The sequence below is a fragment of the Mesorhizobium sp. M0306 genome, assembly GCF_040321655.1.
Taxonomy (GTDB): Bacteria; Pseudomonadota; Alphaproteobacteria; order Rhizobiales; family Rhizobiaceae; genus Mesorhizobium.
Genome location: NZ_JAMYRY010000008.1, coordinates 131,869 through 158,069 on the forward strand (window position 1 = coordinate 131,869; position 26,201 = coordinate 158,069).

The window sequence follows — 26,201 nt, forward strand, 5'->3', positions numbered from 1 at the left end:
GAATTGTTTTTGATAAACACTTTGATAGCATCGAATTATGCAGATGTTCGATCCCGACCTCCTCAAGACTTTCCTCGCTTTCGTCGATGGCGGTTCCCTGGCGCGGGCCGCGTCGATCGTCGGTCGCTCGCCGTCCGCAGTGACCGCGCAGATGCAGCGGCTGGAGGATGTTGTCGGCGAACCGCTGCTGGTGCCGCAGGGGCGAGGGCGCGGCCTTACGCCGGCAGGCGAGGATCTGATCGTTCACGCGCGTCGCATCCTTGCCGCGCACCGCGAGGCGTGGCTGGCCCTCAAAGGCGCGCACGCCGACGGGCGCGTCGCCATCGGCACCACGCAGGATTTTTCCGACAGCGGCTTGCCGCAGCTTCTCAGGGCTTTTGCTGTCAGCCATCCGCGCGTCAGGATCGAACTGCGCGTCGGCCGTTCCGCCGAACTGGCGCAGGCTTTGCAGGCCGGCACCCTTGATCTGGCCATTGCCATGCGGCAGGTGCCGACACGGGACGAAGTCGGTGTGCTCAAGGAACCAATGATCTGGCTTTGCTCACAGAACGGGCTGGCCACCCGCCACGACGAACTGCCCTTGGCGCTGCTCGATCCCCATTGCGGGTTTCGCGAAGCGGCGACCAGCGCACTCGATGCTGTCGGCCGTCGCTACCGCATTGCTGCCGGCAGTGCCAGCCTTGCCGGCCTGCGCACGGCGGTGCACGCCGGCATCGCCTTGACGTTGAGGACGGCGCGCTTTGCTCAATTCGGCATCGTCGAAGCGCCGCGCGATCTTGATCTGCCGCCGGTACCGGTCGCCGAATTCGCCGTCCGCTTGCGTGAGGATGCCGACCGGCCGGCGCAGGATCTGGCCGCGTTGTTCAGCGGCAACCTGGCCTTGGCCAATTGAGCCAGCAAAGAAAAAGCCGACCTTGCGGTCGGCTTCTGAGTAAGACGGGCCGAGGGGTTTGGGGGGACTTGGGGTGGCCCGTCGCAGCCATAATGCCTGAGCCCTATGATGGTTCCATGACTTTTCAAATTTATTTTCAGGAACGGATTCCTCGTGATCGGACCACCAACTCGCGCTCGGACGCGGCGAGGATTGGTCATGCATCCGCTGCGCGCTGCCTGGCCATCAGCCAGTCGCGGCCGGCGTGAGCGAACACCGCGCAAAGCACGATGGCGCCGCCGACCATGCTGGCTGCCGGCGGGATCTCCGCCAGGAACAGGAAGGCAAACAGGATCGCGAATGGCACTTCAGTTGAACCCAGCAATCCGGACTCGGCCGCCGGAATAAGCCGGGTGCCCTCCGTCCACAGGATCGAAGCCAGCGCGAACGAGGAGCCGAAGGTGGCTAGAAACACAGCGTCCCTGGCCGAGACGGCCAGCGGATCGGCGACGAACCAGCCGAGCACGAACAGAAGGAATGCCGACACCGCACCCGCCCACACCACCGGCGTGTCGCGGAAGGCGCGCACCATGATCATGTAGAGCGCGCTGCCGATCGTCATCAGCAGCGCCAACCCGTCGCCGAACAGATGGCCGGTGCCGAAGCCGGACCAGACCATGATCGCCACCCCGCATAGTGACACGGCAGCGGCGGCAAGCGTCTGCAGCCGGAACGGCTCGCGGACCAACAGGAGGGCCAGCAGCGCGGTGACGAACGGGGCCGTTGCATAGATGATCGCGACATTGGCGACAAAGGTGAACTTGAACGCCGAGATGAAGGCGATGCTCGCGAGCGCGCCCTCGATCGCCAGCAGCCAGCCTCGCCAGCCGAGCCGCAAGCTGTCGCGACCGCCGGAGCGCTGGCGGCGCCATAGCACATAGAGGCTGATCAGGATCGAGCCGACAAAGCCGCGCCAGCAGGTAATGGTCAGCGGGTCGGCATGGATCGATTTCGTCAGCACGCCGGTGAGGCCGAAGACGGCCGCCGATGCCGAGACCAGGATGATGCCGAGGGTACGCTCGCGGGCGCTTTCCACTGTGCCTGGCATGTCCAGCGATTCCGTCATCTCACCAGCCTACGCTGCCCCGTCCTGACACCATAGTGTCAGCTTGAGGCGTCCTGCATCGAAAACAGCAGGTAGGCAGCCCCGGCGAACAGGATTCCGGCAAGAACCCTTTCGCCGGTTTCCACGATGGCGATATCGGCCATATGTCCGGCGGCCTTACGAATGTGTTGCGAGAGACGGTGGGAAGGCGTTGGATGCTCCCCGTATCGTCAGGCTATACGGGCGAAACCCTGCTAAGCGCTACGCCAGCGCGGACTTGCGTTTGGGGCAGGCGGCATAGCCGTTAAGCAGCGAAGCCAGGCAATTATGGGAGACGACGAAATGGATGCGATCGCATTGAAGGCCATGCAGGCGCCGCTGAAGGAGGCCTATCGCGACGACGCCTCGCGCGCGCTGATTACTCTCCGCGCCAAAGGCTCGATCGACGACCAATCGATCGCCTGCAAGGTCGAGACAGGCAGGGCGATCGCCATTGCCGGGCTGCATCCGGCGACCGGCGGCACCGGGCTCGAACTCTGCTCCGGCGACATGCTGCTGGAGGCGCTGGTGGCTTGCGCCGGCGTTACGCTGAAGGCGGTAGCGACGGCGCTGGAATTCAAGCTTGGGGCCGCCACGGTGGAAGCCGAAGGCGATCTCGACTTTCGCGGCACGCTTGGCGTGGCAAAGGATGCGCCGGTTGGCTTCCGTGCCATCCGGCTGACATTCGGCCTCGACACGGACGAGCCGCAGGAGCGCGTCGATGCGCTGATCAAGCTGACCGAGCGCTACTGCGTGGTGTTCCAGACCATCAGCCAGAAGCCGGAGCTGACGGTAAGCGCACGACGCTGAGGCTGCTGATCTCCCCCTTGAGGGGGAGATGCCCGGCAGGGCAGAGGGGGTTGGTCCGACCGGGCTCGGCCCGCTGCAGCAGATGGAGGCCGGCGCTCCACGCGTGGCGACCCCTCTGGCCTGCCCTCTTTGCCAAAACTTGGCATCTCCCCCTCAAGGGGGGAGATCACGCTGTCCTACTGCGCCGACGGCTCCTCGGCGTCGCCCTCGTCGGCGAAGGGCGAGGCGCTCGGCACGCACTGCACCGACCAGCCGGCCGGCGTCGGTTGCTTCTGGTATTCGGTTATGGCGAAGGCGCACTGTTCGCGGGTGTCGAATGTGCTGGGCAGCACGACCATGCCGCCTTGCGGGCCGGCGATCACCAGATACCAGACTAACGCTACGCTCGGTGCCGCCATGAGTATTTCCTCGCTCTGCTTGTTTTGGGAGTCGCACGATCCTAGCAACTCCGGCCCAGCGGCGAAAGCTGGGCCAAAGCGCGGCGTTGAGCCTCGGCATCACAGCCGCGTGATGTTAGGCCGCTTACTCCGGCTGCCGGTAGGCGACAAAGCGGTTGTGCTTGGCTTGGAAGATCAGCCCCGTCTCCTTGAGTGTAGGGCTGGCCAGCGGCACGATACGCTTGGCGATCTCTGAAGCGTGCGGCAGCGTTTCAGGATCCTCGCCGGGTACGGCCTGCGCCCGCATCGCGGTGCGCGTCGCCCCCGGATCGGCGGCGTTGACCCTGAGCGGCAGGTTTTCGGTTTCATGTGCCCAGGAACGCATCATGGTCTCGACCGCAGCTTTCGACGCCGCATAGGGCGCCCAGAAGGCGCGTGCCGTATGGGCGGCGCTGGAGGACAGCACGATGGCGCGGCCGGCATCGGAAAGCCTGAGCAGCGGGTCGACCGAGCGGATCAGCCGCCAGGTTGCGGTGACGTTGATGGTCATCACCTTCTCGAAAGTCTTGGCCTCGACATGGCCGATCGGCGAAATCACGCCGAGCACCGCAGCGTTTGCGACCAGTATATCGAGCTTGCCCCAGCGCTCGTGTATGGCGCCACCCAGCCGGTCGATCCCCGCCATGTCGGCAAGATCGAGCGGTACCAGCGTCGCCTGTCCGCCACCTGCCTTGATCTGGTCGTCGAGTTCTTCCAACCCGCCGACGGTGCGAGCAACCGCAATCACATGCGCACCGGCCGCGGCAAGCTCCCTGGCGATGAAATAGCCGATGCCGCGCGAGGCACCGGTGACGACCGCAACGCGGCCGGAGAGGTCAAGGCTCATACGATGGATTCCGACAGGCAAGGTGAAACCGCCCTGAGGGGCTAAGGGGAGGCAGGCAAACGGTCCGGCAAGGCCTACGACCCGCCCGCCGCCAAGAGCGACAGTGTGCGCACATTGTCGGAGCCTTCGAAATCGGCAAGCCGCGTCGGATACTGACCGGTGAAGCAGGCGTCGCAGAATTGCGGCTGCTCGTTGTCGCGGCCGGCTTCGCCGACGGCGCGGTAGAGCCCGTCGATCGACAGGAAGCCGAGCGAATCGACGCGGATGAACTCGGCCATCTCCTCCACCGACATGCGCGACGCCAGCAGCTTCGACTTTTCCGGTGTGTCGACGCCGTAAAAGCAGGAGGCGCGCGTCGGCGGCGATGCGATGCGCATATGAACTTCCCTGGCGCCGGCATCGCGCACCATCTGCACGATCTTCTGGCTGGTGGTGCCGCGCACGATCGAATCGTCGACCAGCACCACGCGCTTGCCTTCGATCATGCGGCGATTGGCGTTGTGCTTGAGCTTGACGCCCATGTGGCGGATCGAATCGCCGGGTTGGATGAAGGTGCGGCCAACATAGTGATTGCGGATGATGCCGAGCTCGAACGGAATGCCCGCGGCCTGCGAAAAGCCGATCGCCGCCGGCGTGCCCGAATCCGGCACCGGCACGACGATGTCGGCCTCGACCGGACTTTCCAGTGCCAGCTCGGCGCCGATGCGCTTGCGCACTTCGTAGACGTTGCGGCCTTCGACCGACGAATCCGGCCGCGCGAAATAGACATATTCGAAAATGCAGAAGCGGGTCTTCTGCGGCTCGAACGGGAACAGGCTTTCGATGCCCTTGCTCGTCACGACGACCATTTCGCCGGGCTTCAGGTCGCGCACGAAACGCGCACCGATAATATCGAGCGCGCAGGTCTCGGAGGCGAGAATCCAGGCGCCGTCGAGATCGCCGAGCACCAGCGGGCGGATGCCGAGCGGGTCGCGGCAGCCGATCATCTTCTTGGACGTCATTGCCACCAGCGAGAAGGCGCCTTCGACCTGACGCACCGCATCGATGAAGCGCGAATTCAGGTCGCGCTCCTTGCTGGTGGCGACCAGGTGCAGGAGCGTCTCGGTGTCGGAGGTGGAAGAGAAGATGGCGCCTTGCTTCTGCAGTGCGCGCTGCACGGTCATGGCGTTGGTGAGATTGCCGTTATGGGCGACGGCGAAGCCGCCATCGGCAAGTTCGGCGAAGAAAGGCTGGATGTTGCGCAGGCCGGAGCCACCGGTGGTGGCATAGCGTGTGTGGCCGATGGCACGGTTGCCTTGCAGGCTGTCGATGACGCGCTGCTTGGTGAAGGTGTCGCCGATCAGGCCGACATGGCGTTCGACATGGAACTGGGTGCCGTCGTAGGAAACGATGCCGGCCGCTTCTTGGCCGCGATGCTGCAACGCATGCAGGCCGAGCGTGACGATGGCTGCGGCGTCCTGCCGGCCGAAAATGCCGAACACGCCGCATTCGTCATGGAAATGGTCGTCGGCTTCGGCGGAAAGCATGTCGTCTGCGTCTGCCATTGGGGCTCAAGCTCCGCTAAAGTCGCCATATAAGGTCATAGCGCATCGAAAGCAACGCACGTCGTGCGGCGTTCACATAATCGACAGTTTTGAGCCTCGCAAGTCTGCCGAAATCAGTTTGCCGGCGCCGGGTTTGCAGGTGCCGGCGTCGCGGGCGCATTGTCGGCCGGCGGCGCATCGCTGTCGTCGGGTGCCGGAGCGGTGGCGTCGTCGCCGGCGGCAGGGGCTTCCGCTGCAGGCGCATCGGGGGCCAGAGGCGTCTCGGTGGCCGGCTGATTCGGATTGAGTTTGTTGAGGATGGCGTTTTCCGGGTCCTCGGGCAGCAGGCTTTCCAGCTTTGCGCCGATCGATTCGAGCAGCGGCTTTGACTTGGCGTTGGCAATCCAGCCTGGAGCTTTGGCGCCGGCCAGCCAATTGAAGAAAAGCAGCGCAACAGCGACGACCAGGATGCCGCGCGCCGCGCCATAGAGAAAGCCAAGTGTGCGATCGAGCGCGCCGATCCTGGAATCGATGATCCAGTCGGCGAGCTTCATGGTGATGACCGAAACGACGATTAGCGCGACAATGAAGACGATACCGGCGGCCGCTGCCATGGCGGCCTTTTCGTTGTCGACATAGGGCTGAATGTAAGGCAGGACCGGCTTGTAGAAGAAGAAGGCCGCCGCAGCAGCAGCTGCCCAGGAGATGATCGACAGGATCTCGCGCGAAAAGCCGCGAACCATAGCGAGCATCGCCGAGACCAGGGTGAAGCCGACGAGAATTCCGTCAAGCAGCGTAATCGGCATGTTTTTCGCCCCACTCCGATCTCTTTTTCACGACTCGACGAGCCGCATCACTCTTGCTCGTCGGCGCGGCTGCGCCGAGAGCCGGCTATGCGCGCCACGAGATCGGCAAGCTCGGTGGGCTGGAAAGCGCCGGCTCCGATCCCCCCGACCCCATTACCACCAACAAGTTCCTCGCTGCCCAAGGGCAGAACCGCGCGTCCGAAACCCAGCTTTTCAGCTTCCTTGAGGCGCTGCTGCGCATGCGCAACCGGCCTCACTGCACCCGAAAGGCTGATTTCGCCGAAATAGACGCAATCGGCGGGAAGGGCAAGACCGGTGAGCGAGGAAACCAGTGCCGCCGCCACCGCCAGGTCGGCCGCCGGCTCCGAAATGCGGTAGCCGCCAGCAACGTTGAGATAGACGTCGTGCGTGCCGAAGCGGACGCCGCAATGGGCTTCCAGAACCGCCAGGATCATCGACAGCCGGGCACCGTCCCAGCCGACGACGGCGCGGCGCGGTGTGCCCAGCGTCGACGGCGCCACCAGGGCCTGGATCTCGACCAGCACCGGCCGTGTGCCTTCCATGCCGGCGAAAACCGCGGCACCCGGCGACTTCGCATGGCGTTCACCGAGGAAAAGCTCGGACGGGTTGGCGACTTCCCGCAAGCCCTTGTCCGACATTTCGAAGACGCCGATCTCATCGGTTGGCCCGAAGCGATTCTTGACCGTGCGCAGGATGCGGTAGTGGTGGCCGCCTTCGCCCTCGAAATAGAGCACCGCGTCGACCATGTGCTCGACCACCCGTGGTCCGGCGATCTGGCCCTCCTTGGTGACGTGGCCGACCAGAACGATCGCCGCCCCTGTGGATTTTGCGTAGCGGATCATCGCTTGTGCGGCGGCGCGCACCTGGGTCACCGTGCCGGGCGCCGAATCGGCCATGTCGGTCCACAGCGTCTGGATCGAATCGAGAATGACCAGATCCGGCCGCTTGCCATCGGCAATGGTGGCGAGGATGTCCTCGACATTGGTCTCGGCGGCGAGCTCGACCGGGGTGCCGGCGACGCCGAGCCGCTGGGCGCGCAGCCTGATCTGGGCGACGGCTTCTTCACCCGAGACATAGACGATGCGGTGGCCCTTTGCTGCCAGTGCCGCGGCGGCCTGGGTGAGCAGTGTCGACTTGCCGATGCCGGGATCGCCGCCGACCAGCAGCGCCGAGCCGCGCACGAAGCCGCCGCCGGTGGCGCGGTCGAGCTCGCCGATGCCGGAGACGATGCGCGGCGCGTCCTCGATGTCGCCGGAGAGGCTGGTCAGCACCACCGCGCGGCCCTTGCGGGCGTTGCGCGTATTGGCCGGGCCGGAGCCGATACCGCCTGACGTGCCTTCCTCGACCAGCGTGTTCCACTCGCCGCAGGCATCGCATTTGCCGGCCCATCGCTGATGCACCGAACCGCAATTCTGGCAGATGAACTGGATACGGGATTTGGCCATCAGGCGGATGCCGTTCGCAAATGGTCGAGGGCTGGCGATCCTTCGCACCCCCCTCTGTCCTGCCGGACATCTCCCCCGCAAGGGGGGAGATTGGCTGTCATTGATGCTTTCGCCAATCGCCGATGCCGCAAGAGGAGAACCGGCGGCAAAACTGCCGATCTCCCCCCTTGCGGGGGAGATGGCCGGCAGGCCAGAGGGGGGTGTGACGGAGCGCGACGGTTGGTCAAAAAGCTACTCGAACCGATCCGGCAAATGATGTTCCTCGGCGAGATCCGAGAAGCGGGTGAACTCGCCCTGGAAGGCGAGGCTGACCGATCCCGTTGGGCCATGGCGCTGCTTGGCGACGATGACTTCGGCCTTGCCGCGCATCTCGTTCATCTCGTGTTCCCACTTGATGTATTCGTCGGTGCCCGGCTTCGGCTCGCGGTTCTTCAGATAATATTCCTCGCGGTAGACGAACAGCACCACGTCGGCGTCCTGCTCGATGGAGCCCGATTCGCGCAGATCCGAAAGCTGCGGGCGCTTGTCGTCGCGGCTTTCGACCTGGCGCGACAGCTGCGACAGCGCGATGATCGGCACCGCCAGCTCCTTGGCCAGTGCCTTGAGGCCGGTGGTGATCTCGGTGATTTCCTGGACGCGGTTTTGTGACGATTTCGCGCTCGATCCCTGCATCAGCTGGATATAGTCGATGACGATGACGTCGAGGCCGCGCTGGCGCTTCAGGCGGCGTGCGCGGGCCGACAGCTGAGCGATGGAAATGCCGCCGGTCTGGTCGATGAACAGCGGGATTTTCTGCATGGTCTGCGAGCAGGCGACCAGCTTTTCGAAATCCATCTCGCTGATCTCGCCGCGGCGGATTTTCGACGACGGGATTTCGGTCTGTTCGGAGATGATGCGAGTGGCCAGCTGTTCGGACGACATTTCGAGCGAAAAGAAGCCGACGACGCCGCCATTGGCCGCTTTGAACGACCCGTCGGCCTGCTGCGCCGGGACATACGCCTCGGCGATGTTGAAGGCGATGTTGGTGGCGAGCGACGTCTTGCCCATGCCGGGGCGGCCGGCAATGATGATTAGGTCGGACGACTGCAGGCCGCCCATGCGGCGGTCGAGGTCGCGCAAGCCGGTGGCGACGCCGGACAAATGCCCGTCGCGCATATAAGCCGCATTGGCCATGTCGACGGCGGTCTTGACGGCATCGGTGAAGCTCTCGAAGCCGCCGTCGTAGCGGCCGGTTTCGGCCAACTCGAACAGCCGCCGCTCGGCATCCTCGATTTGGTCGGAGGGCGACATGTCGACCGGCGCGTCATAGGCGATGTTGACCATATCCTCGCCAACGGTGATCAGCGCGCGCCGCGTGGCCAGATCGTAGATGGCGCGTCCATAGTCGGCGGCGTTGACCACCGTGACGGCCTCGACCGCCAACCGCACGACATATTGCGCCACCGTCATGTCGCCGACCTTCTCATCGGCCGGCAGGAAGGTCTTCAGCGTGATCGGCGTCGCGATCTTGCCCATGCGGATGAGCTCGGCCGCGACCTCGAAGATCTTCCTGTGCAGCGGCTCGTAGAAATGGCCGGGCTTCAGGAAGTCGGAGACGCGGTAGAAGGCATCGTTGTTGACCAGTATGGCGCCGAGCAGCGCCTGCTCGGCCTCGATATTGTTCGGCGCCTCGCGATAGAGCGGTGTTTCCGCCACGCCGAATTTTCGTGCTGCCTCTGCCATGATGTCCCCGGTCCTGATCCCCGGTCTCTCGATATCAGAACGAGACAAGTCGGTGATGACTTATCTGCATCAGTCCCCAACCAACCAACTTTGATGCCCGCGATTCACAGCCAAGATACTTCGGTGGAAAGAATCTCGATTGACTCGAATCAAGATGGCGAGCCTAGCCGTTCTTGAGCGAGAACAAAACAGGAAAATAGCTGCCGATCATTCCGGCAAGGGGTCACCCCAGTCCAGTCGCCGCGCGGCCTTGAACGTCTCGCCGTCGCGCTTGGTGAACAGTCGCTCGGCAGCACTCCCATCCTGTTGGCAAAGCTTCAGCAAGACCTTGCCGGAGCCCGACTTCGGCGGTGCGATCACTCGCGCGCGGGGCGGAGCGGCCGGATGGCGGGAAGCCGCGACAAAGATGAATTTCTCGTCCTCCCACGGCACCTCGGCATCCTTGGCCAGACGGTGCAGGCGCGAGCGGGCGACGCGGCGGGCGAAATGGCACCAGTCGGGAGCGACAAGTGGGCAGGGCGCCTCATGCGGACAGGGCGCGAGCACGTGCGCCCCCGCCTCGATCAGCTGCCGCCGCACGGCAAGGATGCGCTGCCAGCCGGCCGGCGTGCCCGGCTCGACGACCAGCAGCGTGTCGGCGGTCAGCTGCCAGAGCCGGTCGACGAGTTTTGCCAGCGATGCCGGCGCGATCTCATCCAGCACATAGGCTGAAGTCACCAGCTCGGCCGGCTCCAGATCGACCAGGTCGATGGTGATGTCGCCGGTCCGCCAGGCGGTCCTGGCCGTGATCGCATCCGCGGCAAGTGCTTCGCCGACCCGTCGCACCGCGGCGCCGGCCTCGAGCAGCACCGCCCGTTCGAGATCCGGCCAGAGATTGATTGTGGCCCAAAGCACCGTGCCAGGGCCGGCGCCGACATCGAGTAGGGTTCTCGGAGCATAATCGGGCCGCGCCTCGCTCACCGCATCGAGGCTGGCGCGGACGGCAGCATAGGTCGCCGGCAGCCGCGTTGCCAGATAGGCCTTCACCGCCATGTCTTCGGCCATGTGCAGGCGACCGTCGCGCAACTCTGCGCGGTAACGGTCCGACAGCGTCTTTGCCGCTTGCTTAAGCATCGGCAACGGCACCTGTTCGAGAAGGCGGTCGACGCCTTGTCTAAGCGGGACGGGCAGTTCCATCGCTCACGCAGCCCGGGGTGCGAGCAGAATGACCGAGGCGCCAACAATGCAGATCGCGGCACCGGCAAGGTCCCAGCGGTCGGGGTGCACGCCTTCCGCCAGCCACAGCCAGGCCAGCGAGGCGGCAATATAGATGCCGCCATAGGCGGCGTAGGCCCGACCCGCCGCGCTGGCGTCGACCAGCGCCAGCAGCCACGCGAATAGCACCAGCGAGACGAGACCGGGCGCCAACCACAGCGGCGACTTGTCCAGCCGCCACCACGCCCAGAACGAAAAGCAGCCGGCGATCTCGGCAAGTGCGGCGGCGACGTAGAGGAGGTAGGTCATGAAAAAAGGTCCCGCGTTGACGGGACCCTTTTCAGCGTGCCGCCTGCAATGGCAAGCGGCAATAGCGCGCTCGCCGGCCGTCTACTCCGGATCCGCCACCTTGCGGCGGCGAGTGGGCTTGGCCGCCGGAGCCTTTTCGCGACGTCCAAGATCGCGCATCTCCAGCGCCTTCTCGCAACTGACCATGTAGTCGCGCGTCATCGGCAGCGTGTCGTTCTTCTTGGCAATCTGGATCTGGAAGATCACCAGATCCTGCCAGCGGAAGGCAGCTTCCGAGGCGGCAAGATAGAACTCCCACATACGGCAGAAGCGCTCGTCATAAATCGCTTTGGCCTTGTCGCGATTGGCGGCGAAGCGCTCACCCCAATGCTTCAGTGTCTCGGCATAATGCAGCCGCAGAACCTCGATGTCGGTGACGACGAGCCCCGATTTTTCGATGGCCGGCATCACCTCGGAGAGCGACGGGATGTAACCGCCCGGGAAGATGTATTTGCGGATGAAGGCGCTGGTCGCCCACGGCACGCCGGAGCGGCCAATCGTATGCAGCAGCATGACGCCGTCCGGCTTCAGCAGCGTCGCCGACTTGTCGAAGAAGGTGCGGAAATGATTGACGCCGACATGCTCGAACATGCCGACCGAGACGATGCGGTCGAAACGTTCGTTGAGTTCGCGATAGTCCTTGATGTCGAAATGAACCCGGTTTTGCAGGCCTTGCGCATGGGCGCGGTCGGTGGCGACGCCGTGCTGCTCGGTCGACAGCGTCACGCCTTGCACGTCGACGTCGAACGCCTTGGCTAGATAGAGCCCAAGCCCGCCCCAGCCGGAGCCGATGTCGAGTACCGTCTGGCCCGCTTTCAGCCTGAGCTTGGCGGCGATATGGCGCTTCTTGGCTGCCTGTGCCTCGTCGAGCGTCATGTCCGGCTGCTCGAAATAGGCGCAGGAATACTGCATGTCCTCATCGAGGAAGAGGCGGTACAGGTCGCCCGACAGATCGTAATGGCGCTGCACGTTGCGGCGCGCCCGCGACGCCGTGTTGATCTGCTGCAGGCGCCGGAAGGCGTGGCGCAGACCCTCGATCGCCTTCGACCAGGTGGCATCGATACCGCCGCTGCCCATGTTCTGGAACGCAATGCGCATCACCCCCAGCACGCCGCCCTCAAGAATGTCGAGTTCACCGTCCATGTAGGCTTCCGGCAGTGCCAGCATCGGATCGAAAGTGATGGCGCGCTCGGCATGCCTTGTCTTGATGTGCATGTGCACCGGCTCGCCGCTGCCGTCACCGAAAGTCACCATCGAGCCTTGCGGCCCTGTCACCTTGAGATTGCCTGTGCGGACCAGGCGGTCGAGAACGCGTTTCAGCAGAATATTCATGACCAAATGTCCCCTCTCGGTCAGACAGGCTGTCTTATTCTGCATCAAGATATAGGGGTTCGAAAAGTTCCATTTGGCATAAAAATGCCCGGGTACGAGGCCCGGGCATTGGTCCAGAATAGCGATTAGCCGGCGAATGCCGACGAATGACGATCAGCCGTTGTCTTCGCCGCCCTCGAACTCCGCATTCGGATCGAAGAAGTTTTCCGGCCGCGCATTATCGTTGATGTCCTCGCCGTAGATGGCTTCGGCGGTGGTCAGCGTTTCGCCCTTGGCCTGGCGCTCGGCTTCGTCGGCCGTGCGGGCAATGTTGAGCGTGATGGTAACCTCGACTTCCGGGTGCAGCGCGATCGCCACATTGGTGACGCCGATGGTCTTGATCGGCTGGTTGAGCAGGATCTGGTTGCGGTTGACCGAAAAACCTTCCGCCGTCACCAGCTCGGCGATGTCGCGCGTCGAGACCGAACCATAAAGCTGACCGGTTTCGCCGGCCGAGCGCACGGCGATGAAGCTCTTGCCGTCGAGCTTTTCTGCAATCTGCGCGGCCTCGGACTTGCGCTCCAGGTTGCGGGCTTCGAGCTGGGCCCGCTGTCCCTCGAACTTCTTCTTGTTAGCTTCGTTGGCGCGCAGCGCCTTGCCCTGCGGCAGCAGGAAATTGCGGGCAAACCCGTCCTTGACCTTGACGGTGTCGCCCATCTGACCGAGGCGGGAAACGCGTTCGAGAAGAATGACTTCCATGGTTTTGTTCCTTCGCTTGGGCGCTATCCTCAGGATCGGCGCCGAATTGTCTGGAACAGGTCAGGAAGCTGGGGCGTCGCCGCCTGTGTCGCTGTCCTGCCTGTCGCGGCAGTTAGGATCTCTTGTCGAAATCCAACCCGGGATTTAGTGTTCGATCCGGCTACGCCCGTCGTGGCCGGTGAAAAAAGCGGGCGGCGAACCGCCCGCGTAGATTTTAGCGGACCACGTAGGGCAGCAGGCCGAGGAAGCGGGCACGCTTGATCGCCTTGGCGAGTTCGCGTTGCTTCTTCTGGCTGACGGCGGTGATGCGCGATGGCACGATCTTGCCGCGCTCGGAAATGTAGCGCTGCAGAAGCCGCACGTCCTTGTAGTCGATCTTCGGCGCGTTGGCGCCGGAGAACGGGCAGGTCTTGCGGCGACGATGGAAGGGGCGCCGGGTTGGGATCTGATTGATGTCGACCATTATTCTGCGGCTCCTTCAAAGCCTTCGCGCGGACGGCGCGGGCCACGATCGGCACCGCCATCGCCGAAGCTGCGCGGCGGACGATCACCACGGTCACCGCGATCGCGGTCGCCGAATGAGCGCGGGCCACGATCGCCACGGTCGCGATCGCCGAAGCCGCCGCGTTCCGAGCGCTCTTCGCGCTTCTGCATCATTGCCGACGGACCTTCCTCATGCGCATCGACCTTGATGGTCAGGAAACGCAGTACGTCCTCGGACAGGCCCATCTGGCGCTCCATTTCATTGAGCGCGGCCGGCGGGCAGGTGATGTCCATGAGTGTATAATATGCCTTCCGGTTCTTGTTGACCCGGTAGGTGAGGGACTTCAGTCCCCAGTTCTCGACCCGGCCGACGGACCCGCCATTCGCGGTGATGACGCCCTTGTACTGTTCGACAAGCGCATCGACCTGCTGCTGCGAGAGGTCCTGCCGGGCAAGAAACACATGTTCGTATAGAGCCATAGTGTTCGTGCCTTTCTTCGTTTCTCTCCCGGTTCCCGGCGGCAAAAGCCTCTGCAACTTCTCTGACCCGCAATCCTTGCGAAGGCGGGGAAGAAAGGAGCATGACGAGACGGTCGAGAGCGGAGACACGGGAGGCGGAAGCGCTTCTGGCTTCACGCGAAGGTTTTGAAAAACCTCCGGCCCTCCGTTCAGCCCCCAGCAAGGACCGGCAGATTGCGGGCGTCTATACAGGAATTTGACCGCAAAGCAAGGCCAAACCACAGAGCAAACGGCTCGATTAGTGCCCACCGTCCCAGAGCGCCACGGGCCTCGATGGCAAGGTTTTATGGATTTCCTGAAACCGGGCCTTAACCACCATGCGAAGTTCCCGTGCCGGCGGGCGTGGCTTGCATCTTCGCATCTCGGCGACATCGACGCTACGCGCAAGGACGTCTTCGTCCGTTATTTCCAGACCAATGTCGCCGGCCACAGGCCGCTCTCCCGCCGCCGCTGCTCAACTCGTATGCGCAGCCACTTTGCCTGTGGTTTCGGGGAAGAAATCGGGCGCCGCATGACGCTTGCCGAACATCATGTCGTATTGCAGCAGACGGAAGTCGCGGATTGCCGGGTCGATCTCTTTCTGACGCGACCAATTGGGGGTGGCGTCGCCTCCCGGTGCCAGCAGCAAATTACGGTCGATGACGCGATAACGGTCCCGCAACTGGCCGAGGAAGCCGGTGTAATAGGGATGGCTGATGCCGGCCGTCTTGAGGATATGGTAGGGCAGGAAGGCCGGGCTGACGGCGCCCAGATCCTCGGCCGGGCCGCTGCGGTTCGACCAGACGATCAGCGGCGTCTGGTGGTGCAGCAGCATCTGGTCGGCCGCCTCCTTGCGCGGCGCAACATTGTCCTTCAGGAAGCCGGTCTCGACGTAGACCGGCCCAAGCGGCGGCAGATGGTCGCCGAAGAAGGCGATGACGGTCGGCCGCTCGCGTTTCTTCGCCCATTCGATCAGGCGCTCGAGGCCGCGGTCCGCGTCGGAAGAGCCTTCGGCGTAGCTCAACAGCGATTCACGCGCCCACTGGCTGATCGGCGCCTGCACCTTGTGGGTCGGATTGTTATAGCGATACGGCTCATACGGTCCGTGGTTCTGCAGGCTGACGGCAAAAAAGAAGACCGGCTCGGCGCTGGTATCGGCTTCGTGGATGATCTCGTCGGTCATCGCTGCGTCCGACGCGAGCGGTCCGCGTTTTTGCATGGGCGGCAACGTCTCCTCGGACTTGAAGTCGTTGAAGCCGAAATCGGCATAGACGGCCCCCCGGTTCCAGAACCAGTTGGTTCCGGGATGGATGGCACGCGCCCGGTAGCCCTGACTTTTCAGGAAGGTCGCGAGCGAGGGGGTCGGTGTCCGCACATATTGCTGGTAGGGAATGCTGCCCGCCGGCAGGAAGGCGTTGGAAAAGCCGGTCAGGGCCTCGAACTCGATGTTGGCCGTCATGCCGCCGAATTCGGGCGAGAACATGGAGCCCGTGCGCAGTGCCCGCACATTGGGGATAGGGTCGGGTGTGATGGTGACGCCGGGCAGCTTGGTCGGATCCCAGAAGGATTCGCTCATGACAACGATGATGTCGGGCTTCTCGGCGGGTACCGAGGCCGTCACCTGCGGTTTGCCGATCGCTTCGATCGCCTTGTCGGAATAGCCGGGCGGCGCCGAGACATGGGCCATCGGAACGTTCAGCGCGAAGGCGAGCGCAAAACCGTTCGAGGCATAGTTTTCCTTCTGGTCCCACATGATCGGGATAATCTGCAGCCGGTCGCGCGTCCACGAGAAAGTGGCATAGTCCATGATGGAGACGAAGAAGGCGATCAGCGGCACCGTCAGCGTCAGCCGGGCAAGGCGGCCCTTGTGGCTGAGTGCCGGAACGCGGCGGCGCCATAGCCGCCAGCCATAGACGAGCAGCGACAGCCCGCCGACAATGCCGATCGCCAGGGCAATGGCGGTTCCCGGGCGATCGCGTACCAGAAGCGGCATCAGTGCCACGATCTGCCGGGAATAGAGGAAATCGGTCGGATAGAGCGGATCGCCGAGATACAGTGACTTCTGGTGGCCGACGAACGCCAGCGACAATGTCAGCGGCGCGACGATCATCAGGCTCTGATGACTGCGGCCGAGCACGGCGTCGAGGCCGATGAGGATCAGCGCAAAAATGATGATCGTGGTCCAGCCTGGTTTGAAAGGCTGCAGAAAGAAATCAATGGTGCCGGCAAAGTTGCCGCGCACGATCAGTTCGATGGCAAACACCAGGATGGCCGCAGCCAGCAAGCTGATAAGGCCATAGCGGATGACAGGCCATTTGCGCGCCGGTAGATAGCCGGTCGACGGATCGCCTTCGAGAAACTGTGGCGCCGCCTCGGCTGCGCTCTGCTTGGTCTTTGCCACTTCAATAGTTCCCCGGCCCGCAACAAAAGCGTCACTCGATTGTCATCGAACTGTCACGCAAAGCCTAGCGCCTGCGGCGGAAATAAGAAGAGCCAGCAAACAAATCGTGAGCGGTTTTCATCATGAGTGATCGCCAAAAAGCCTGCCGAAACAGGCACTCGGCCGACATTACGAGGTCAAGGTTGGACTTGACTTGGCCGCACGCCTTGCGTCACAGGCAACGAGAACCAGTAGCTGGGAGCCGACGATGGCCATCGCATTCACCTTTCCGGGGCAGGGCAGCCAGGCTGTCGGCATGGGCAAGGATCTCGCCGACGCCTTTGTGGAATCGCGGCGGATCTTCGAGGAAGTCGACGACGCGCTCGGCGAAAATCTATCGAAGCTGATCTGGGAAGGCCCGGAAGAGATGCTGACGCTGACCGCCAATGCCCAGCCGGCACTGATGGCGGTGTCGCTTGCCGCAATCCGGGCGCTGGAGGCGCGCGGCTTCTCCCTGAAAGGCAAGGTCACCAATGTGGCCGGCCACTCGCTCGGCGAATATTCGGCACTTGCGGCCGCCGGTTTCGTTTCGGTCGCCGACGCCGCCCGGCTGTTGCGCATCCGCGGCAACGCCATGCAGGCGGCGGTACCGGCCGGCGAGGGCGCCATGGCGGCGATCATCGGGCTGGAACAAGCCGACGTAGAGGCCGCTTGCGCAGAGGCCGCCCAAGGCGCGGCTAAAGATCCCGCACAAGCCTTGGTTTGCCAGATCGCCAATGACAATGGCGGCGGCCAGCTGGTGATCTCCGGCGCCAGGCCGGCGGTCGAACTGGCGGCGAAGCTATGCACGGAGAAGGGCGCCAAGCGGGCGCTGATGCTGCAGGTCTCGGCGCCCTTCCATTCGGCGCTGATGAAGCCGGCGGCCGAGATCATGCGGGAGGCGCTGGCCGCCGTGACGAAGAGTGCGCCGGTCGTACCGCTGGTCTCCAATGTTACGGTGACCCCGACGAGCGATCCCGACGAGATCGCCCGCCGCCTCGTCGAACAGGTGATCGGGCGCGTGCGCTGGCGCGAAACGGTGGAGTGGTTCGGCGCGAATGGCGTTGCGACGCTCTACGAAGTGGGCGCCGGCAAGGTGCTGTCGGGACTGGCTCGCCGCATCAACCGCGACATTGCCACCAGCAGCATCGGATCGGCGGCGGAGGTCGAGACGGCACTTGCCGCCTTGGGGTGACCACGTAGCTTGAATTCATCGGTGCTTACCGCTACATGAATACATGTATCGCAACAAGGCGCGGCATGCCCACATCGATCCGCCTTTCTCCTGAAGTCGAGCAGCGCCTGGATTTTCTCGCCGCCAAGACTGGTCGCAGCAAGGCCTACTATCTGCGCGAGCTCATTGAACGTGGTCTGGAGGACTTGGAGGATTACTACTTGGCTGCCGAAGTCGTTGAGCGGATCAGGCGTGGTGAAGAAGACGTCATGAGAGCCGAGGACTTCTGGCGTGGCCTGGACGCTTGAATACGCCCGCTCGGCGCGAAAATTTGTCGAAGAACTGGATCCGCAGACACGTCACCGTATCCGTGATTTTATTGAAAACCGCATTGCCGTTCTCGACAACCCGCGTGAACTCGGCAAACCGCTGAAGGGCCCGCTCGCAACCTTTTGGAGATATCGCGTCGGGGATTATCGCATCATTTGCGATGTGCAGGATAACCGGCTCGTCATTCTGGTGGTAACCATAGGCCACCGCGGCGACGTTTACAGATAGCCGAACTCGCCAGCCCCTATGATTGGCCAGTACGATTTGGGAAGAGGATAAAACATGTTCGAATTGACCGGCCGCAAGGCGCTCGTCACCGGCGCATCGGGGGGCATCGGCGAGGCGATTGCCCGCGTGCTGCATGCCCAGGGCGCCATCGTCGGCCTGCACGGCACACGTATCGAGAAACTGGAGGCGCTGGCCGCCGAACTGGGCGACCGGGTCAAGCTGTTCCCGGCCAATCTTTCCAATCGCGACGACGTCAAGGCGCTCGGCCAGAAGGCGGAGGCCGATCTCGAAGGCGTCGACATCCTGGTCAACAATGCCGGCATCACCAAGGACGGGTTGTTCGTACGCATGGCTGATGCCGACTGGGATAGCGTGCTCGAGGTCAACTTGACCGCCGTGTTCCGGCTGACCCGCGAGCTTACCCATCCGATGATGCGGCGCCGGCATGGCCGCATCATCAACATCACTTCAGTGGTCGGCGTCACCGGCAATCCCGGCCAGACCAATTACTGCGCCTCCAAAGCCGGTATGATCGGCTTTTCCAAATCGCTGGCGCAGGAGATCGCCACCCGCAATATCACCGTCAACTGCGTCGCCCCGGGCTTCATCGAATCGGCGATGACCGCCAAGCTCAACGACAAGCAGAAAGAGGCGATCATGGCGGCGATCCCGACCCGGCGCATGGGCACGGGCGCCGAAGTCGCCTCTGCCGTCGCTTACCTAGCTTCCAACGAGGCAGCCTACGTCACCGGCCAGACCATTCATGTCAATGGCGGCATGGCAATGATCTAACACTTGGGAAAACGCTTCATTCCGTCTTGGATGCACGGGATTTTTCGTGTAATGCCGCCCGCAACCCGGCGGTTCGGGCAAAAACCGGTCCTGTTCCGTTGCGTTTCCGGCAGGACCATCTTTCAGCTTGATTAGCGGCATTCTGCCCGCTAACGAAGACAGACAACCAAAAGACGAGGATGCCCAAATGAGTGACACCGCAGAGCGCGTCAAGAAGATCGTCATCGAGCACCTTGGCGTCGATGCCGACAAGGTGACGGAGCAGGCGAGCTTCATCGATGATCTGGGCGCGGACAGCCTCGACACGGTCGAACTTGTCATGGCGTTCGAAGAAGAATTCGGTGTCGAGATCCCGGACGATGCGGCCGAGACCATCCTGACTGTTGGCGATGCGGTGAAATACATCGACAAGGCCTCCGCCTGACGCTATTTGCAGTCATCACCGGGGAGGACCTGCGATGAGGCGTGTCGTCGTCACGGGCCTTGGGCTGCTTTCGCCGTTCGGCATGGGCTTCGAGCACAGCTGGAAGGAGCTTCTGACCGGCCGCAGCGCAGCCAAGCGCATCACCGAATTCGAGGTGGAAGACCTTGCCTGCAAGGTCGCCCACGTCATTCCGCGCGGTGACGGCTCCAATGCCACTTTCAATCCTGAAGCCGTTCTCGAGCCGAAGGAACTGCGCAAGATCGGCGACTTCATCCTGTACGGGATCGCGGCCGCCGACGAGGCACTCAAGGATTCCGGCTGGCAGCCGAAGACGCATGAGGAACAGTGCGCCACCGGCGTGCTGATCGGTTCGGGCATCGGCGGCATCGAAGGCATCGCCGAGAATGCGATGATCCTCAAGGAGCGCGGTCCGCGCCGCATCAGCCCGTTCTTCATCCCCGGCCAGATCATCAACCTCGTCTCCGGTCAGGTCTCGATCCGGCATGGGCTGAAGGGGCCCAACCATGCCGTCGTCACCGCCTGCTCGACCGGTGCGCACGCCATCGGCGATGCCGCCCGGCTGATCATCTGGGGCGATGCCGACGTTATGGTCGCCGGCGGCGCCGAAGCGCCGGTGACGAGGCTTTCGATCGCCGGATTTGCCGCTTGCCGCGCGCTCTCCACTGAGCGCAACGACGCGCCACAAACGGCCTCACGCCCCTACGATCGCGATCGCGACGGCTTCGTCATGGGCGAGGGCGCCGGTGTTGTCGTGCTCGAGGAGCTCGAACACGCCAAGGCCCGCGGCGCCAAGATCTATGCCGAGGTCACCGGCTACGGTCTGACCGGTGACGCCTATCACATCACCGCGCCTGCCGAAGACGGCGACGGCGCTTTCCGTTGCATGACCGCGGCGCTGAACCGGGCGAAGCTGACGCCGGCCGATGTCGACTACATCAACGCGCACGGCACCTCGACCATGGCCGATACGATCGAACTCGGCGCCGTCGAGCGGCTGGTCGGCAACGCCGCCTCGAAGATATCGATGTCGTCGACCAAATCGTCGATCGGCCACCTGCTGGGCGCGGCTGGTGCTGCCGAGGCGATCTTTTCGATCCTCGCCATTCGCGACAACATCGCGCCGCCGACCATCAATCTCGACAATCCGGAGCGCGAAACGGCGATTGACCTTGTGCCGCACAAACCGCGAGCCCGGCAGATCGACGTGGCGCTATCCAACTCCTTCGGCTTCGGTGGCACCAACGCCTCGCTCGTCTTCCAGCGCTACAATGGCTGACCGCTCCGCCGGTTTCCGTCTGCCGTCAATTTTGCCATATTCGCCCCTACTCTGCCCGAGGGGATTCGTCGCAAGATCAAATGGTAGGGCGCTATGAACACAAATCCGGCCGATAACGGGGAATTCGGGCAACGGGCAGCAACGCCCGGCCCGATCGTGCCGAAGACGGCCAGCGAGGCGTTGCGGCCCGAGGCCGGCACGCCGCCGCCGAAGCGCTCGCGTGCCTCGCGCAGCCAGTTCGTCGTGTTCATGAACTTCGTCATCTCTTCGGTGATGCTGATGGTTCTGGCGGCAGGCGTTGCGCTGTATTTCGGCAAGCAGGAGTTCAACGAGCCCGGCCCGTCGGCCAATGGCGACACTTTCCTGGTCAAGCCGAATAGCGGCGTCCAGGAGATCGCCGACCAGCTTGAGCGGCGAGGGCTGATCAGCGACGCCCGCATTTTCCGCCTTGGCGTGCGCGCCTTTGGCAATGATTCCGCCCTGAAGGCCGGCGAATACGAGATCAAGCCGCAGGCCTCGATGCACGATATCATGGAACTGCTGAAGAGCGGCAAGTCGGTGATGTATTCGCTGACTATCCCCGAGGGGCTGACGGTCGAGCAGGCGCTCCAGCGGATCGCCGAGCAGGACGCGCTGACCGGCGATATGCCGTCGACCACTCCACCTGAGGGCAGCCTCGCCACCGACACGCTGCGCTTCACCCGCGGCGCAACACGCCAGCAGATGGTCGACAAGCTTCTGGCCGACCAGAAGAAGCTGGTCGACGAAGTCTGGCAGCGCCGGGCGCCGGATCTGCCGATCGCCAATGTTGAGGATTTTGTCACCCTGGCCTCGATCGTCGAGAAGGAGACCGGCAAGGGCGATGAACGCTCGCGGGTGGCCGCCGTCTTCCTCAACCGGCTGGCCAAAGGTATGCGGCTGCAGTCGGACCCGACCATCATCTACGGCCTGTTCGGCGGCAAGGGCAAACCCATCGACCGCCCGATCTATCAGTCGGACATCCAGAAGCCGACGCCCTACAACACCTATCTGATCAACGGCTTGCCGCCGACGCCGATCGCCAATCCCGGCCGTGCGGCGCTGGAGGCAGTCGCCAATCCGTCGAAGACCAGCGATCTTTACTTCGTTGCCGACGGCAGCGGCGGTCACGTCTTTGCCTCGACGCTTGATGAGCATAATGAGAATGTCGCTCGCTACCGGGCACTGCTGAAAAAGCAGGCGCAGGACGCCGCCAAGGCCGGGGCAACCAATACCGGAGCCGACACGCCGGCGGGAGCCATCGTTGACGATGCGGGCGCCACCGCCGCCCAGTAGGGCCGGACGCCATCAGGTTGGCCCTGTGCATGTCCGGGTGGATGTGCAAGGGCTGCTATGGCATTGAAATTCACATGATCCTGTCCGGAGAAATCGTTCCGGCTTGAGGGCATTCGGCAAAGGGACGCACGGTTACATGAACTTGCAGAGCATGACCGGTTTTGCGCGCAGTGTCGCCGAACACGACGGCACTTCGATTGCCTGGGAAGCCAAGTCCGTCAACGGCAAGAGCGTCGAGGTCAGGCTGCGGCTGCCGCAAGGTTTCGACCGGCTGGAGCCGGCCGTCCGGCAGACGGTGCAAAAGCGTTTTGCGCGCGGCAATTTCCAGATGACGCTGACCATTGGCCGCGCCGCCGGCGCGCAAGCGCAACCCGTGGTCAACGAGGCTTTCCTGAAGGATCTGGCCGGCTTGGCCAAGCGACTGCAGGAGCAGTTCGGAGTAGCACCTGCGGCGGCCGACGGGCTGCTTGCGCTGCGCGGCGTGCTCGACATTCCCGAGACCATCGAAACCGAAGAGGCGCGCAGTGCGCTCGATACCGCGATACTGTCGGCGCTGGAAGCAGCACTGAACGGGCTGCAGCAGGCGCGCCAGGGCGAAGGTGCCGCACTTCGTTCCCTGCTGTCCGGCCATATCGATGCCATCGAGGCGCTGACGCTGCGGGCCGAGGCCGATCCATCACGCGAGCCGGCCACGATCCGCGAAAGGCTCGCCGAGCAGATCCGGCTGTTGATGGACGCGTCTGCCAACCTGGACGCCAGCCGGCTGCATATGGAAGCGGCGTTCCTGGCCACCAAGGCCGACATACGCGAGGAGATCGACCGGCTGAAGACGCACGTGGTGTCGGGGAGGGCGCTGCTCGCCGGCGGTGGCGCCATCGGCCGCAAGCTCGATTTCCTGGCACAGGAATTCAATCGCGAATCGAATACGCTGTGTTCCAAGTCGAATGCCGCCGCGGTCACCGCCATCGGGCTGGAGCTGAAGGCGGTCGTCGATCAGTTTCGCGAACAGGTCCAGAATCTGGAATGATCCCGATGCCAAGCCACATGACTGCCAAGCCCCATGACCGCTAGGGATTTGGGTTCCCGCATTCGACGCCGCGGGCTGATGCTGGTCTTGTCGTCGCCGTCAGGCGCCGGCAAGTCGACGATCGCCCGCAACCTGCTGGAGAGCGATTCCAGCCTGGAATTGTCCGTCTCGGTCACCACGCGGCCACGCCGCGGCAGCGAGATCGAGGGCGTCCATTACCACTTCCGCACCATGCGCGAGTTCGAGCGGCTGCGCGATTCCGATGCGCTGCTCGAATGGGCCGAGGTGCACGGCAATTGCTACGCGACGCCGCGCGAACCGGCCGAACAGGCGCTGGCCGAAGGCCGCGACATGCTCTTCGACATCGACTGGCAAGGCGCTCAGCAGCTCAAGGAGAAGATGCGCGCCGACATCGTCTCGATCTTCATCCTGCCGCCATCGATGAAGGAATTGAAGGCGCGGCTCAAGCGTCGCGCCGAGGACCAGGAAGCGGTGATCGAGACGCGGCTCAAGAACGCCCGCAACGAGATCGAGCACTGGAAGGAATATGATTTCGTCATCGTCAACGACGATCTCGACCGCGCTTTCGCCGAGGTGCGCGGCATCGTCACGGCCGAACGGCTCAGACGCGATCGCCGGCCGGGCCTGTTCGATTTCGTCTCGGGGCTGCTCGACGAAAAGACGGAGTGATCAAGGCGCTGTTCCCTCGACCAGGATCAGATTGCGGCTGAGCGCGGCATCGCGCAGTTCCAGCGCCGCGGCATATTCTGGGGAGCGGTACCAACGCCGCGCCGTGTCCATGTCGGGGAATTCGACGATGATCAGCGGCCCGGGAGACCAGTCGCCTTCCAACATTTCCACCTCGCCGCCGCGTACCAGATAGCGCCCGCCATGCTGGGCGATGGAGGCAGCTGCGCGGGCGCGATAGGCTTCGATAGCCTCCGCGTCGCGGATCGTGACGTCGGAAATGACATAGGCGGCCATTGTTTGTCTCCGGGCAGGTTTGTCCGGCTATCTATGCCAGAGAGCGGAAATTCCACGCGGAAGCGTCCCGGCATCACACCGCGTTGGTCAGGCGAACGAATTCCTCGACGCTGAGCGTCTCCGCACGCCTGGTCGGATCGATGCCGGCGCGGGTGAGCAGTGCCTCGCCTCCGAGGCTTTTCACGCTCTGCCGCAGCATTTTCCGGCGCTGGCCGAACGCCGCTTCGGTGACGCGGCTGAGCCGTTTCACCTCTGCCGGCAAGGGGCTGGTGCGCGGCACCAGATGCACCACCGAGGACGTCACCTTGGGTGGCGGCGTGAACGCCTGCGGCGGCACATCGAAGGCAATCCTCGCCTCCGTCCGCCAGCCTGCCAGCACGCCGAGCCGGCCATAGGCCTCGCTGCCGGGGCTGGCTGCAATGCGTTCGGCAACCTCGCGCTGGAACATCAGTGTCATCGATGTGTAGAAAGGCGGCCACTCGGTGACGGTCAGCCAGCGGATCAGCAATTCGGTGCCGATATTGTAAGGCAGGTTGGCGACGATTTTCGCCAACCCGCCGCTTCCCGGCACTCCTTTGGCAAGCGCCGCAAAATCAGTTTTCAGCGCATCGCCGGCCACGATCTCGAGCCGACCCGGATAGTGGTTCGCGATCTCGGCCAAGGCCGCCAGGCAGCGCTCGTCGCGCTCGATCGCGACGACCCGCCGGGCGCCGTTGAGGAGCAGGGCCCGGGTCAGCCCGCCCGGGCCGGGACCGACCTCGATAACCGTAACGTCGCTCAGGTCGCCGGCGGTTCGCGCAATCTTGCTTGTCAGGTTAAGGTCGAGCAGAAAATTCTGGCCGAGCGCCTTTTTCGCCTGCAGCCCGTGGCGCTCGATCACCTCGCGCAGTGGCGGCAGGCCGTCTATGCTCATCGGGCTGGGCTCATCGGGCTGGGCTCATCGGGTTAACGCCATCGAATTGGGCTCATTGGCCCAGGGGGCCTACGGCCTTTTCCCGGTATCGGCAAGCAGGCGAGCGAGTTTCAGCGCCGCAATCAGGCTGTCGGCACGGGCGATGCCCTTGCCGGCGATGTCGAAGGCGGTGCCGTGGTCGGGCGAGGTGCGGACGAAGGGCAGGCCGAGCGTGACGTTGACCGCCTCGTCAAACGCCAGCGCCTTGGCCGGGATAAGCGCCTGGTCGTGATACATGCAGAGCGCCACGTCGTAGCCGGCGCGGGCGCGAGCATGAAACAGCGTGTCGGCCGGCAATGGCCCGAAGGCGTCGATCCCTTCCTGCCTCAGCCTGTCGATCGCCGGGCGTACGATCCGCTCGTCTTCGGTGCCCATCGCGCCGCCTTCGCCGGCATGCGGGTTGAGCCCGGCAATGGCGAGCCGCGGCTTGGCAATTCCGAAGCGGTTTGCAAGGTCGGCGGCGGTGATGCGGCCGGTGGCGACGATGAGGTCGGTCGTCAGCGCCTTCGGCACCTCGGCCAGTGCGATGTGGATGGTGACCGGCACGGTGCGCAGGTCCGGGCCGGCAAGCAGCATCACCGGCGTCACTTCGGTGCCGGTGTGAAGCGATGCCAGATGCGCCAGATATTCGGTGTGGCCGGGAAAGCGAAAGCCGGCATCGTAGAGCGGCTTCTTGGCAATGGGGCAGGTGACAACCGCGGCAGCGCGGCCAGCTAGGCAGTCGGCAACGGCGCGGTCGATCGCCTCGATGATGCCGGCGGCGTTGGCCGGATCCGGGCGGCCGGGACTGTCGACGAAACGGGCAGCAAGCGCCACCACCGGCAGCGTGCGCGAGAACACCCCCGGCGCTAGCGCCGGCGTCGTCTCGGCAATCGCGATATTGGTGCCGAGCCTGTGCGCCCGCGCGGCAATCAGTGCCGGATCGGCAAGGAGATAAAAAGACGGAACGCCAGCGCTATCGCGGGCCTGCCAAGCGGCGATGGCGATGTCCGGCCCCACGCCGGACGGATCGCCGACGCTCAACGCCAGCGGAAGCTCTACGTCAGGCACGGCGCTTCGACT

At 63.9% G+C, this 26,201-nt stretch carries 28 protein-coding genes; 11 read left to right on the top strand and 17 right to left on the bottom strand.

The features are described from left to right. Nucleotides 1–37 precede the first annotated feature (37 nt). Nucleotides 38–892, top strand: a complete 855-nt coding sequence (locus NKI95_RS14575; RefSeq protein WP_352717529.1) for a LysR substrate-binding domain-containing protein — start codon at nucleotides 38–40, stop codon at nucleotides 890–892. Nucleotides 893–1,088: 196 nt separating this feature from the next. Here NKI95_RS14575 and NKI95_RS14580 read toward each other — a convergent pair whose 3' ends face one another. Continuing rightward, nucleotides 1,089–1,997, bottom strand: a complete 909-nt coding sequence (locus NKI95_RS14580; protein WP_502909159.1) for a DMT family transporter — start codon at nucleotides 1,995–1,997, stop codon at nucleotides 1,089–1,091. 321 nt (nucleotides 1,998–2,318) lie between these two features. On the opposite strand from NKI95_RS14580, the gene NKI95_RS14585 reads away from it, so the two are divergent. Further along, complete coding sequence (locus NKI95_RS14585; protein WP_352717530.1) at nucleotides 2,319–2,825, top strand: OsmC family protein; 507 nt, start codon at nucleotides 2,319–2,321, stop codon at nucleotides 2,823–2,825. Nucleotides 2,826–3,001: 176 nt separating this feature from the next. Here NKI95_RS14585 and NKI95_RS14590 read toward each other — a convergent pair whose 3' ends face one another. From NKI95_RS14590 to NKI95_RS14650, 13 genes are all read right to left on the bottom strand, one after another. After that, a complete protein-coding gene (locus NKI95_RS14590; RefSeq protein ID WP_254820234.1) occupies nucleotides 3,002–3,223 on the bottom strand; it encodes a hypothetical protein in 222 nt (73 codons plus the stop codon). 124 nt (nucleotides 3,224–3,347) lie between these two features. After that, on the bottom strand, nucleotides 3,348–4,088 hold the full coding sequence (locus tag NKI95_RS14595) for an SDR family NAD(P)-dependent oxidoreductase (protein WP_352717532.1): 741 nt from the start codon (nucleotides 4,086–4,088) through the stop codon (nucleotides 3,348–3,350). A gap of 74 nt (nucleotides 4,089–4,162) precedes the next feature. Then, entirely contained in the window at nucleotides 4,163–5,632 is a 1,470-nt protein-coding gene (gene purF / locus NKI95_RS14600) for an amidophosphoribosyltransferase (protein ID WP_352717533.1), read from the bottom strand. Between the two features lie 113 nt (nucleotides 5,633–5,745). After that, nucleotides 5,746–6,417, bottom strand: a complete 672-nt coding sequence (locus tag NKI95_RS14605; RefSeq protein WP_023677716.1) for a CvpA family protein — start codon at nucleotides 6,415–6,417, stop codon at nucleotides 5,746–5,748. A 47-nt stretch (nucleotides 6,418–6,464) separates the two neighbouring features. After that, entirely contained in the window at nucleotides 6,465–7,883 is a 1,419-nt protein-coding gene (gene radA, locus NKI95_RS14610) for a DNA repair protein RadA (RefSeq protein ID WP_292662222.1), read from the bottom strand. Nucleotides 7,884–8,114: 231 nt separating this feature from the next. Further along, nucleotides 8,115–9,605, bottom strand: a complete 1,491-nt coding sequence (locus NKI95_RS14615) for a replicative DNA helicase (protein ID WP_352717535.1) — start codon at nucleotides 9,603–9,605, stop codon at nucleotides 8,115–8,117. Between the two features lie 207 nt (nucleotides 9,606–9,812). Further along, nucleotides 9,813–10,781 carry a small ribosomal subunit Rsm22 family protein gene (locus NKI95_RS14620; protein WP_352717536.1) on the bottom strand — a complete coding sequence of 323 codons (969 nt, stop codon included), beginning with the start codon at nucleotides 10,779–10,781 and terminating at the stop codon, nucleotides 9,813–9,815. Between the two features lie 3 nt (nucleotides 10,782–10,784). Next, entirely contained in the window at nucleotides 10,785–11,108 is a 324-nt protein-coding gene (locus NKI95_RS14625) for a YnfA family protein (RefSeq protein WP_352717538.1), read from the bottom strand. A gap of 81 nt (nucleotides 11,109–11,189) precedes the next feature. Further along, nucleotides 11,190–12,479 (bottom strand): cyclopropane fatty acid synthase, encoded by a 1,290-nt coding sequence (locus NKI95_RS14630; protein WP_352717540.1) that lies wholly within the window; start codon nucleotides 12,477–12,479, stop codon nucleotides 11,190–11,192. Nucleotides 12,480–12,632: 153 nt separating this feature from the next. Beyond that, a complete protein-coding gene (gene rplI / locus NKI95_RS14635; protein WP_254820243.1) occupies nucleotides 12,633–13,217 on the bottom strand; it encodes a 50S ribosomal protein L9 in 585 nt (194 codons plus the stop codon). 214 nt (nucleotides 13,218–13,431) lie between these two features. Further along, nucleotides 13,432–13,680: a 30S ribosomal protein S18 gene (rpsR, locus tag NKI95_RS14640; protein WP_006203718.1), complete on the bottom strand. Its 249-nt coding sequence runs from the start codon at nucleotides 13,678–13,680 to the stop codon at nucleotides 13,432–13,434. Beyond that, nucleotides 13,680–14,180 (bottom strand): 30S ribosomal protein S6, encoded by a 501-nt coding sequence (gene rpsF / locus NKI95_RS14645; RefSeq protein WP_292663863.1) that lies wholly within the window; start codon nucleotides 14,178–14,180, stop codon nucleotides 13,680–13,682. The genes rpsR and rpsF overlap by 1 nt, the downstream gene beginning before the upstream one ends. Before the next feature lie 493 nt (nucleotides 14,181–14,673). Beyond that, on the bottom strand, nucleotides 14,674–16,599 hold the full coding sequence (locus tag NKI95_RS14650; protein WP_352717541.1) for an LTA synthase family protein: 1,926 nt from the start codon (nucleotides 16,597–16,599) through the stop codon (nucleotides 14,674–14,676). A 247-nt stretch (nucleotides 16,600–16,846) separates the two neighbouring features. Here NKI95_RS14650 and fabD point away from each other — a divergent pair, with 247 nt between their 5' ends. From fabD to gmk, 9 genes are all read left to right on the top strand, one after another. Next, entirely contained in the window at nucleotides 16,847–17,812 is a 966-nt protein-coding gene (fabD, locus tag NKI95_RS14655; protein ID WP_352717542.1) for an ACP S-malonyltransferase, read from the top strand. 65 nt (nucleotides 17,813–17,877) lie between these two features. Continuing rightward, complete coding sequence (gene relB / locus NKI95_RS14660; protein ID WP_352467166.1) at nucleotides 17,878–18,099, top strand: type II toxin-antitoxin system RelB family antitoxin; 222 nt, start codon at nucleotides 17,878–17,880, stop codon at nucleotides 18,097–18,099. Further along, complete coding sequence (locus tag NKI95_RS14665; RefSeq protein WP_352717543.1) at nucleotides 18,083–18,349, top strand: type II toxin-antitoxin system RelE family toxin; 267 nt, start codon at nucleotides 18,083–18,085, stop codon at nucleotides 18,347–18,349. Before relB ends, NKI95_RS14665 begins: the two co-directional genes overlap by 17 nt. 54 nt (nucleotides 18,350–18,403) lie before the next feature. Beyond that, on the top strand, nucleotides 18,404–19,141 hold the full coding sequence (fabG, locus tag NKI95_RS14670) for a 3-oxoacyl-[acyl-carrier-protein] reductase (protein ID WP_292663869.1): 738 nt from the start codon (nucleotides 18,404–18,406) through the stop codon (nucleotides 19,139–19,141). Between the two features lie 187 nt (nucleotides 19,142–19,328). Further along, on the top strand, nucleotides 19,329–19,565 hold the full coding sequence (locus tag NKI95_RS14675; RefSeq protein WP_006203723.1) for an acyl carrier protein: 237 nt from the start codon (nucleotides 19,329–19,331) through the stop codon (nucleotides 19,563–19,565). A gap of 34 nt (nucleotides 19,566–19,599) precedes the next feature. Further along, nucleotides 19,600–20,862, top strand: a complete 1,263-nt coding sequence (gene fabF / locus NKI95_RS14680) for a beta-ketoacyl-ACP synthase II (RefSeq protein WP_352467164.1) — start codon at nucleotides 19,600–19,602, stop codon at nucleotides 20,860–20,862. Nucleotides 20,863–20,955: 93 nt separating this feature from the next. After that, complete coding sequence (mltG, locus tag NKI95_RS14685; RefSeq protein ID WP_352567438.1) at nucleotides 20,956–22,176, top strand: endolytic transglycosylase MltG; 1,221 nt, start codon at nucleotides 20,956–20,958, stop codon at nucleotides 22,174–22,176. Between the two features lie 136 nt (nucleotides 22,177–22,312). Next, nucleotides 22,313–23,203, top strand: a complete 891-nt coding sequence (locus NKI95_RS14690; RefSeq protein ID WP_352579240.1) for a YicC/YloC family endoribonuclease — start codon at nucleotides 22,313–22,315, stop codon at nucleotides 23,201–23,203. 33 nt (nucleotides 23,204–23,236) lie between these two features. Continuing rightward, entirely contained in the window at nucleotides 23,237–23,893 is a 657-nt protein-coding gene (gmk, locus tag NKI95_RS14695) for a guanylate kinase (protein WP_352717545.1), read from the top strand. Here the strand turns inward: gmk and NKI95_RS14700 are convergent, their stop codons facing one another. From NKI95_RS14700 to pdxA, 3 genes are all read right to left on the bottom strand, one after another. Then, nucleotides 23,894–24,187 carry a DUF1330 domain-containing protein gene (locus NKI95_RS14700; protein WP_352717546.1) on the bottom strand — a complete coding sequence of 98 codons (294 nt, stop codon included), beginning with the start codon at nucleotides 24,185–24,187 and terminating at the stop codon, nucleotides 23,894–23,896. A gap of 73 nt (nucleotides 24,188–24,260) precedes the next feature. Further along, nucleotides 24,261–25,100 carry a 16S rRNA (adenine(1518)-N(6)/adenine(1519)-N(6))-dimethyltransferase RsmA gene (gene rsmA / locus NKI95_RS14705; protein ID WP_352717547.1) on the bottom strand — a complete coding sequence of 280 codons (840 nt, stop codon included), beginning with the start codon at nucleotides 25,098–25,100 and terminating at the stop codon, nucleotides 24,261–24,263. Between the two features lie 69 nt (nucleotides 25,101–25,169). After that, on the bottom strand, nucleotides 25,170–26,189 hold the full coding sequence (gene pdxA, locus NKI95_RS14710) for a 4-hydroxythreonine-4-phosphate dehydrogenase PdxA (RefSeq protein ID WP_352717549.1): 1,020 nt from the start codon (nucleotides 26,187–26,189) through the stop codon (nucleotides 25,170–25,172). Between the last annotated feature and the right edge of the window lie 12 nt (nucleotides 26,190–26,201).

Bases quoted from the DNA above. Each gene is read 5' to 3' on its own strand.
- NKI95_RS14575 (WP_352717529.1), top strand. From the start codon at position 38: ATGCAGATGTTCGATCCCGACCTCCTCAAGACTTTCCTCGCTTTCGTC.
- NKI95_RS14580 (WP_502909159.1), bottom strand. From the start codon at position 1,997: ATGACGGAATCGCTGGACATGCCAGGCACAGTGGAAAGCGCCCGCGAG.
- NKI95_RS14585 (WP_352717530.1), top strand. From the start codon at position 2,319: ATGGATGCGATCGCATTGAAGGCCATGCAGGCGCCGCTGAAGGAGGCC.
- NKI95_RS14590 (WP_254820234.1), bottom strand. From the start codon at position 3,223: ATGGCGGCACCGAGCGTAGCGTTAGTCTGGTATCTGGTGATCGCCGGC.
- NKI95_RS14595 (WP_352717532.1), bottom strand. From the start codon at position 4,088: ATGAGCCTTGACCTCTCCGGCCGCGTTGCGGTCGTCACCGGTGCCTCG.
- purF (WP_352717533.1), bottom strand. From the start codon at position 5,632: ATGGCAGACGCAGACGACATGCTTTCCGCCGAAGCCGACGACCATTTC.
- NKI95_RS14605 (WP_023677716.1), bottom strand. From the start codon at position 6,417: ATGCCGATTACGCTGCTTGACGGAATTCTCGTCGGCTTCACCCTGGTC.
- radA (WP_292662222.1), bottom strand. From the start codon at position 7,883: ATGGCCAAATCCCGTATCCAGTTCATCTGCCAGAATTGCGGTTCGGTG.
- NKI95_RS14615 (WP_352717535.1), bottom strand. From the start codon at position 9,605: ATGGCAGAGGCAGCACGAAAATTCGGCGTGGCGGAAACACCGCTCTAT.
- NKI95_RS14620 (WP_352717536.1), bottom strand. From the start codon at position 10,781: ATGGAACTGCCCGTCCCGCTTAGACAAGGCGTCGACCGCCTTCTCGAA.
- NKI95_RS14625 (WP_352717538.1), bottom strand. From the start codon at position 11,108: ATGACCTACCTCCTCTACGTCGCCGCCGCACTTGCCGAGATCGCCGGC.
- NKI95_RS14630 (WP_352717540.1), bottom strand. From the start codon at position 12,479: ATGAATATTCTGCTGAAACGCGTTCTCGACCGCCTGGTCCGCACAGGC.
- rplI (WP_254820243.1), bottom strand. From the start codon at position 13,217: ATGGAAGTCATTCTTCTCGAACGCGTTTCCCGCCTCGGTCAGATGGGC.
- rpsR (WP_006203718.1), bottom strand. From the start codon at position 13,680: ATGGTCGACATCAATCAGATCCCAACCCGGCGCCCCTTCCATCGTCGC.
- rpsF (WP_292663863.1), bottom strand. From the start codon at position 14,180: ATGGCTCTATACGAACATGTGTTTCTTGCCCGGCAGGACCTCTCGCAG.
- fabD (WP_352717542.1), top strand. From the start codon at position 16,847: ATGGCCATCGCATTCACCTTTCCGGGGCAGGGCAGCCAGGCTGTCGGC.
- relB (WP_352467166.1), top strand. From the start codon at position 17,878: ATGCCCACATCGATCCGCCTTTCTCCTGAAGTCGAGCAGCGCCTGGAT.
- fabG (WP_292663869.1), top strand. From the start codon at position 18,404: ATGTTCGAATTGACCGGCCGCAAGGCGCTCGTCACCGGCGCATCGGGG.
- NKI95_RS14675 (WP_006203723.1), top strand. From the start codon at position 19,329: ATGAGTGACACCGCAGAGCGCGTCAAGAAGATCGTCATCGAGCACCTT.
- fabF (WP_352467164.1), top strand. From the start codon at position 19,600: ATGAGGCGTGTCGTCGTCACGGGCCTTGGGCTGCTTTCGCCGTTCGGC.
- mltG (WP_352567438.1), top strand. From the start codon at position 20,956: ATGAACACAAATCCGGCCGATAACGGGGAATTCGGGCAACGGGCAGCA.
- NKI95_RS14690 (WP_352579240.1), top strand. From the start codon at position 22,313: ATGAACTTGCAGAGCATGACCGGTTTTGCGCGCAGTGTCGCCGAACAC.
- gmk (WP_352717545.1), top strand. From the start codon at position 23,237: ATGACCGCTAGGGATTTGGGTTCCCGCATTCGACGCCGCGGGCTGATG.
- NKI95_RS14700 (WP_352717546.1), bottom strand. From the start codon at position 24,187: ATGGCCGCCTATGTCATTTCCGACGTCACGATCCGCGACGCGGAGGCT.
- rsmA (WP_352717547.1), bottom strand. From the start codon at position 25,100: ATGAGCATAGACGGCCTGCCGCCACTGCGCGAGGTGATCGAGCGCCAC.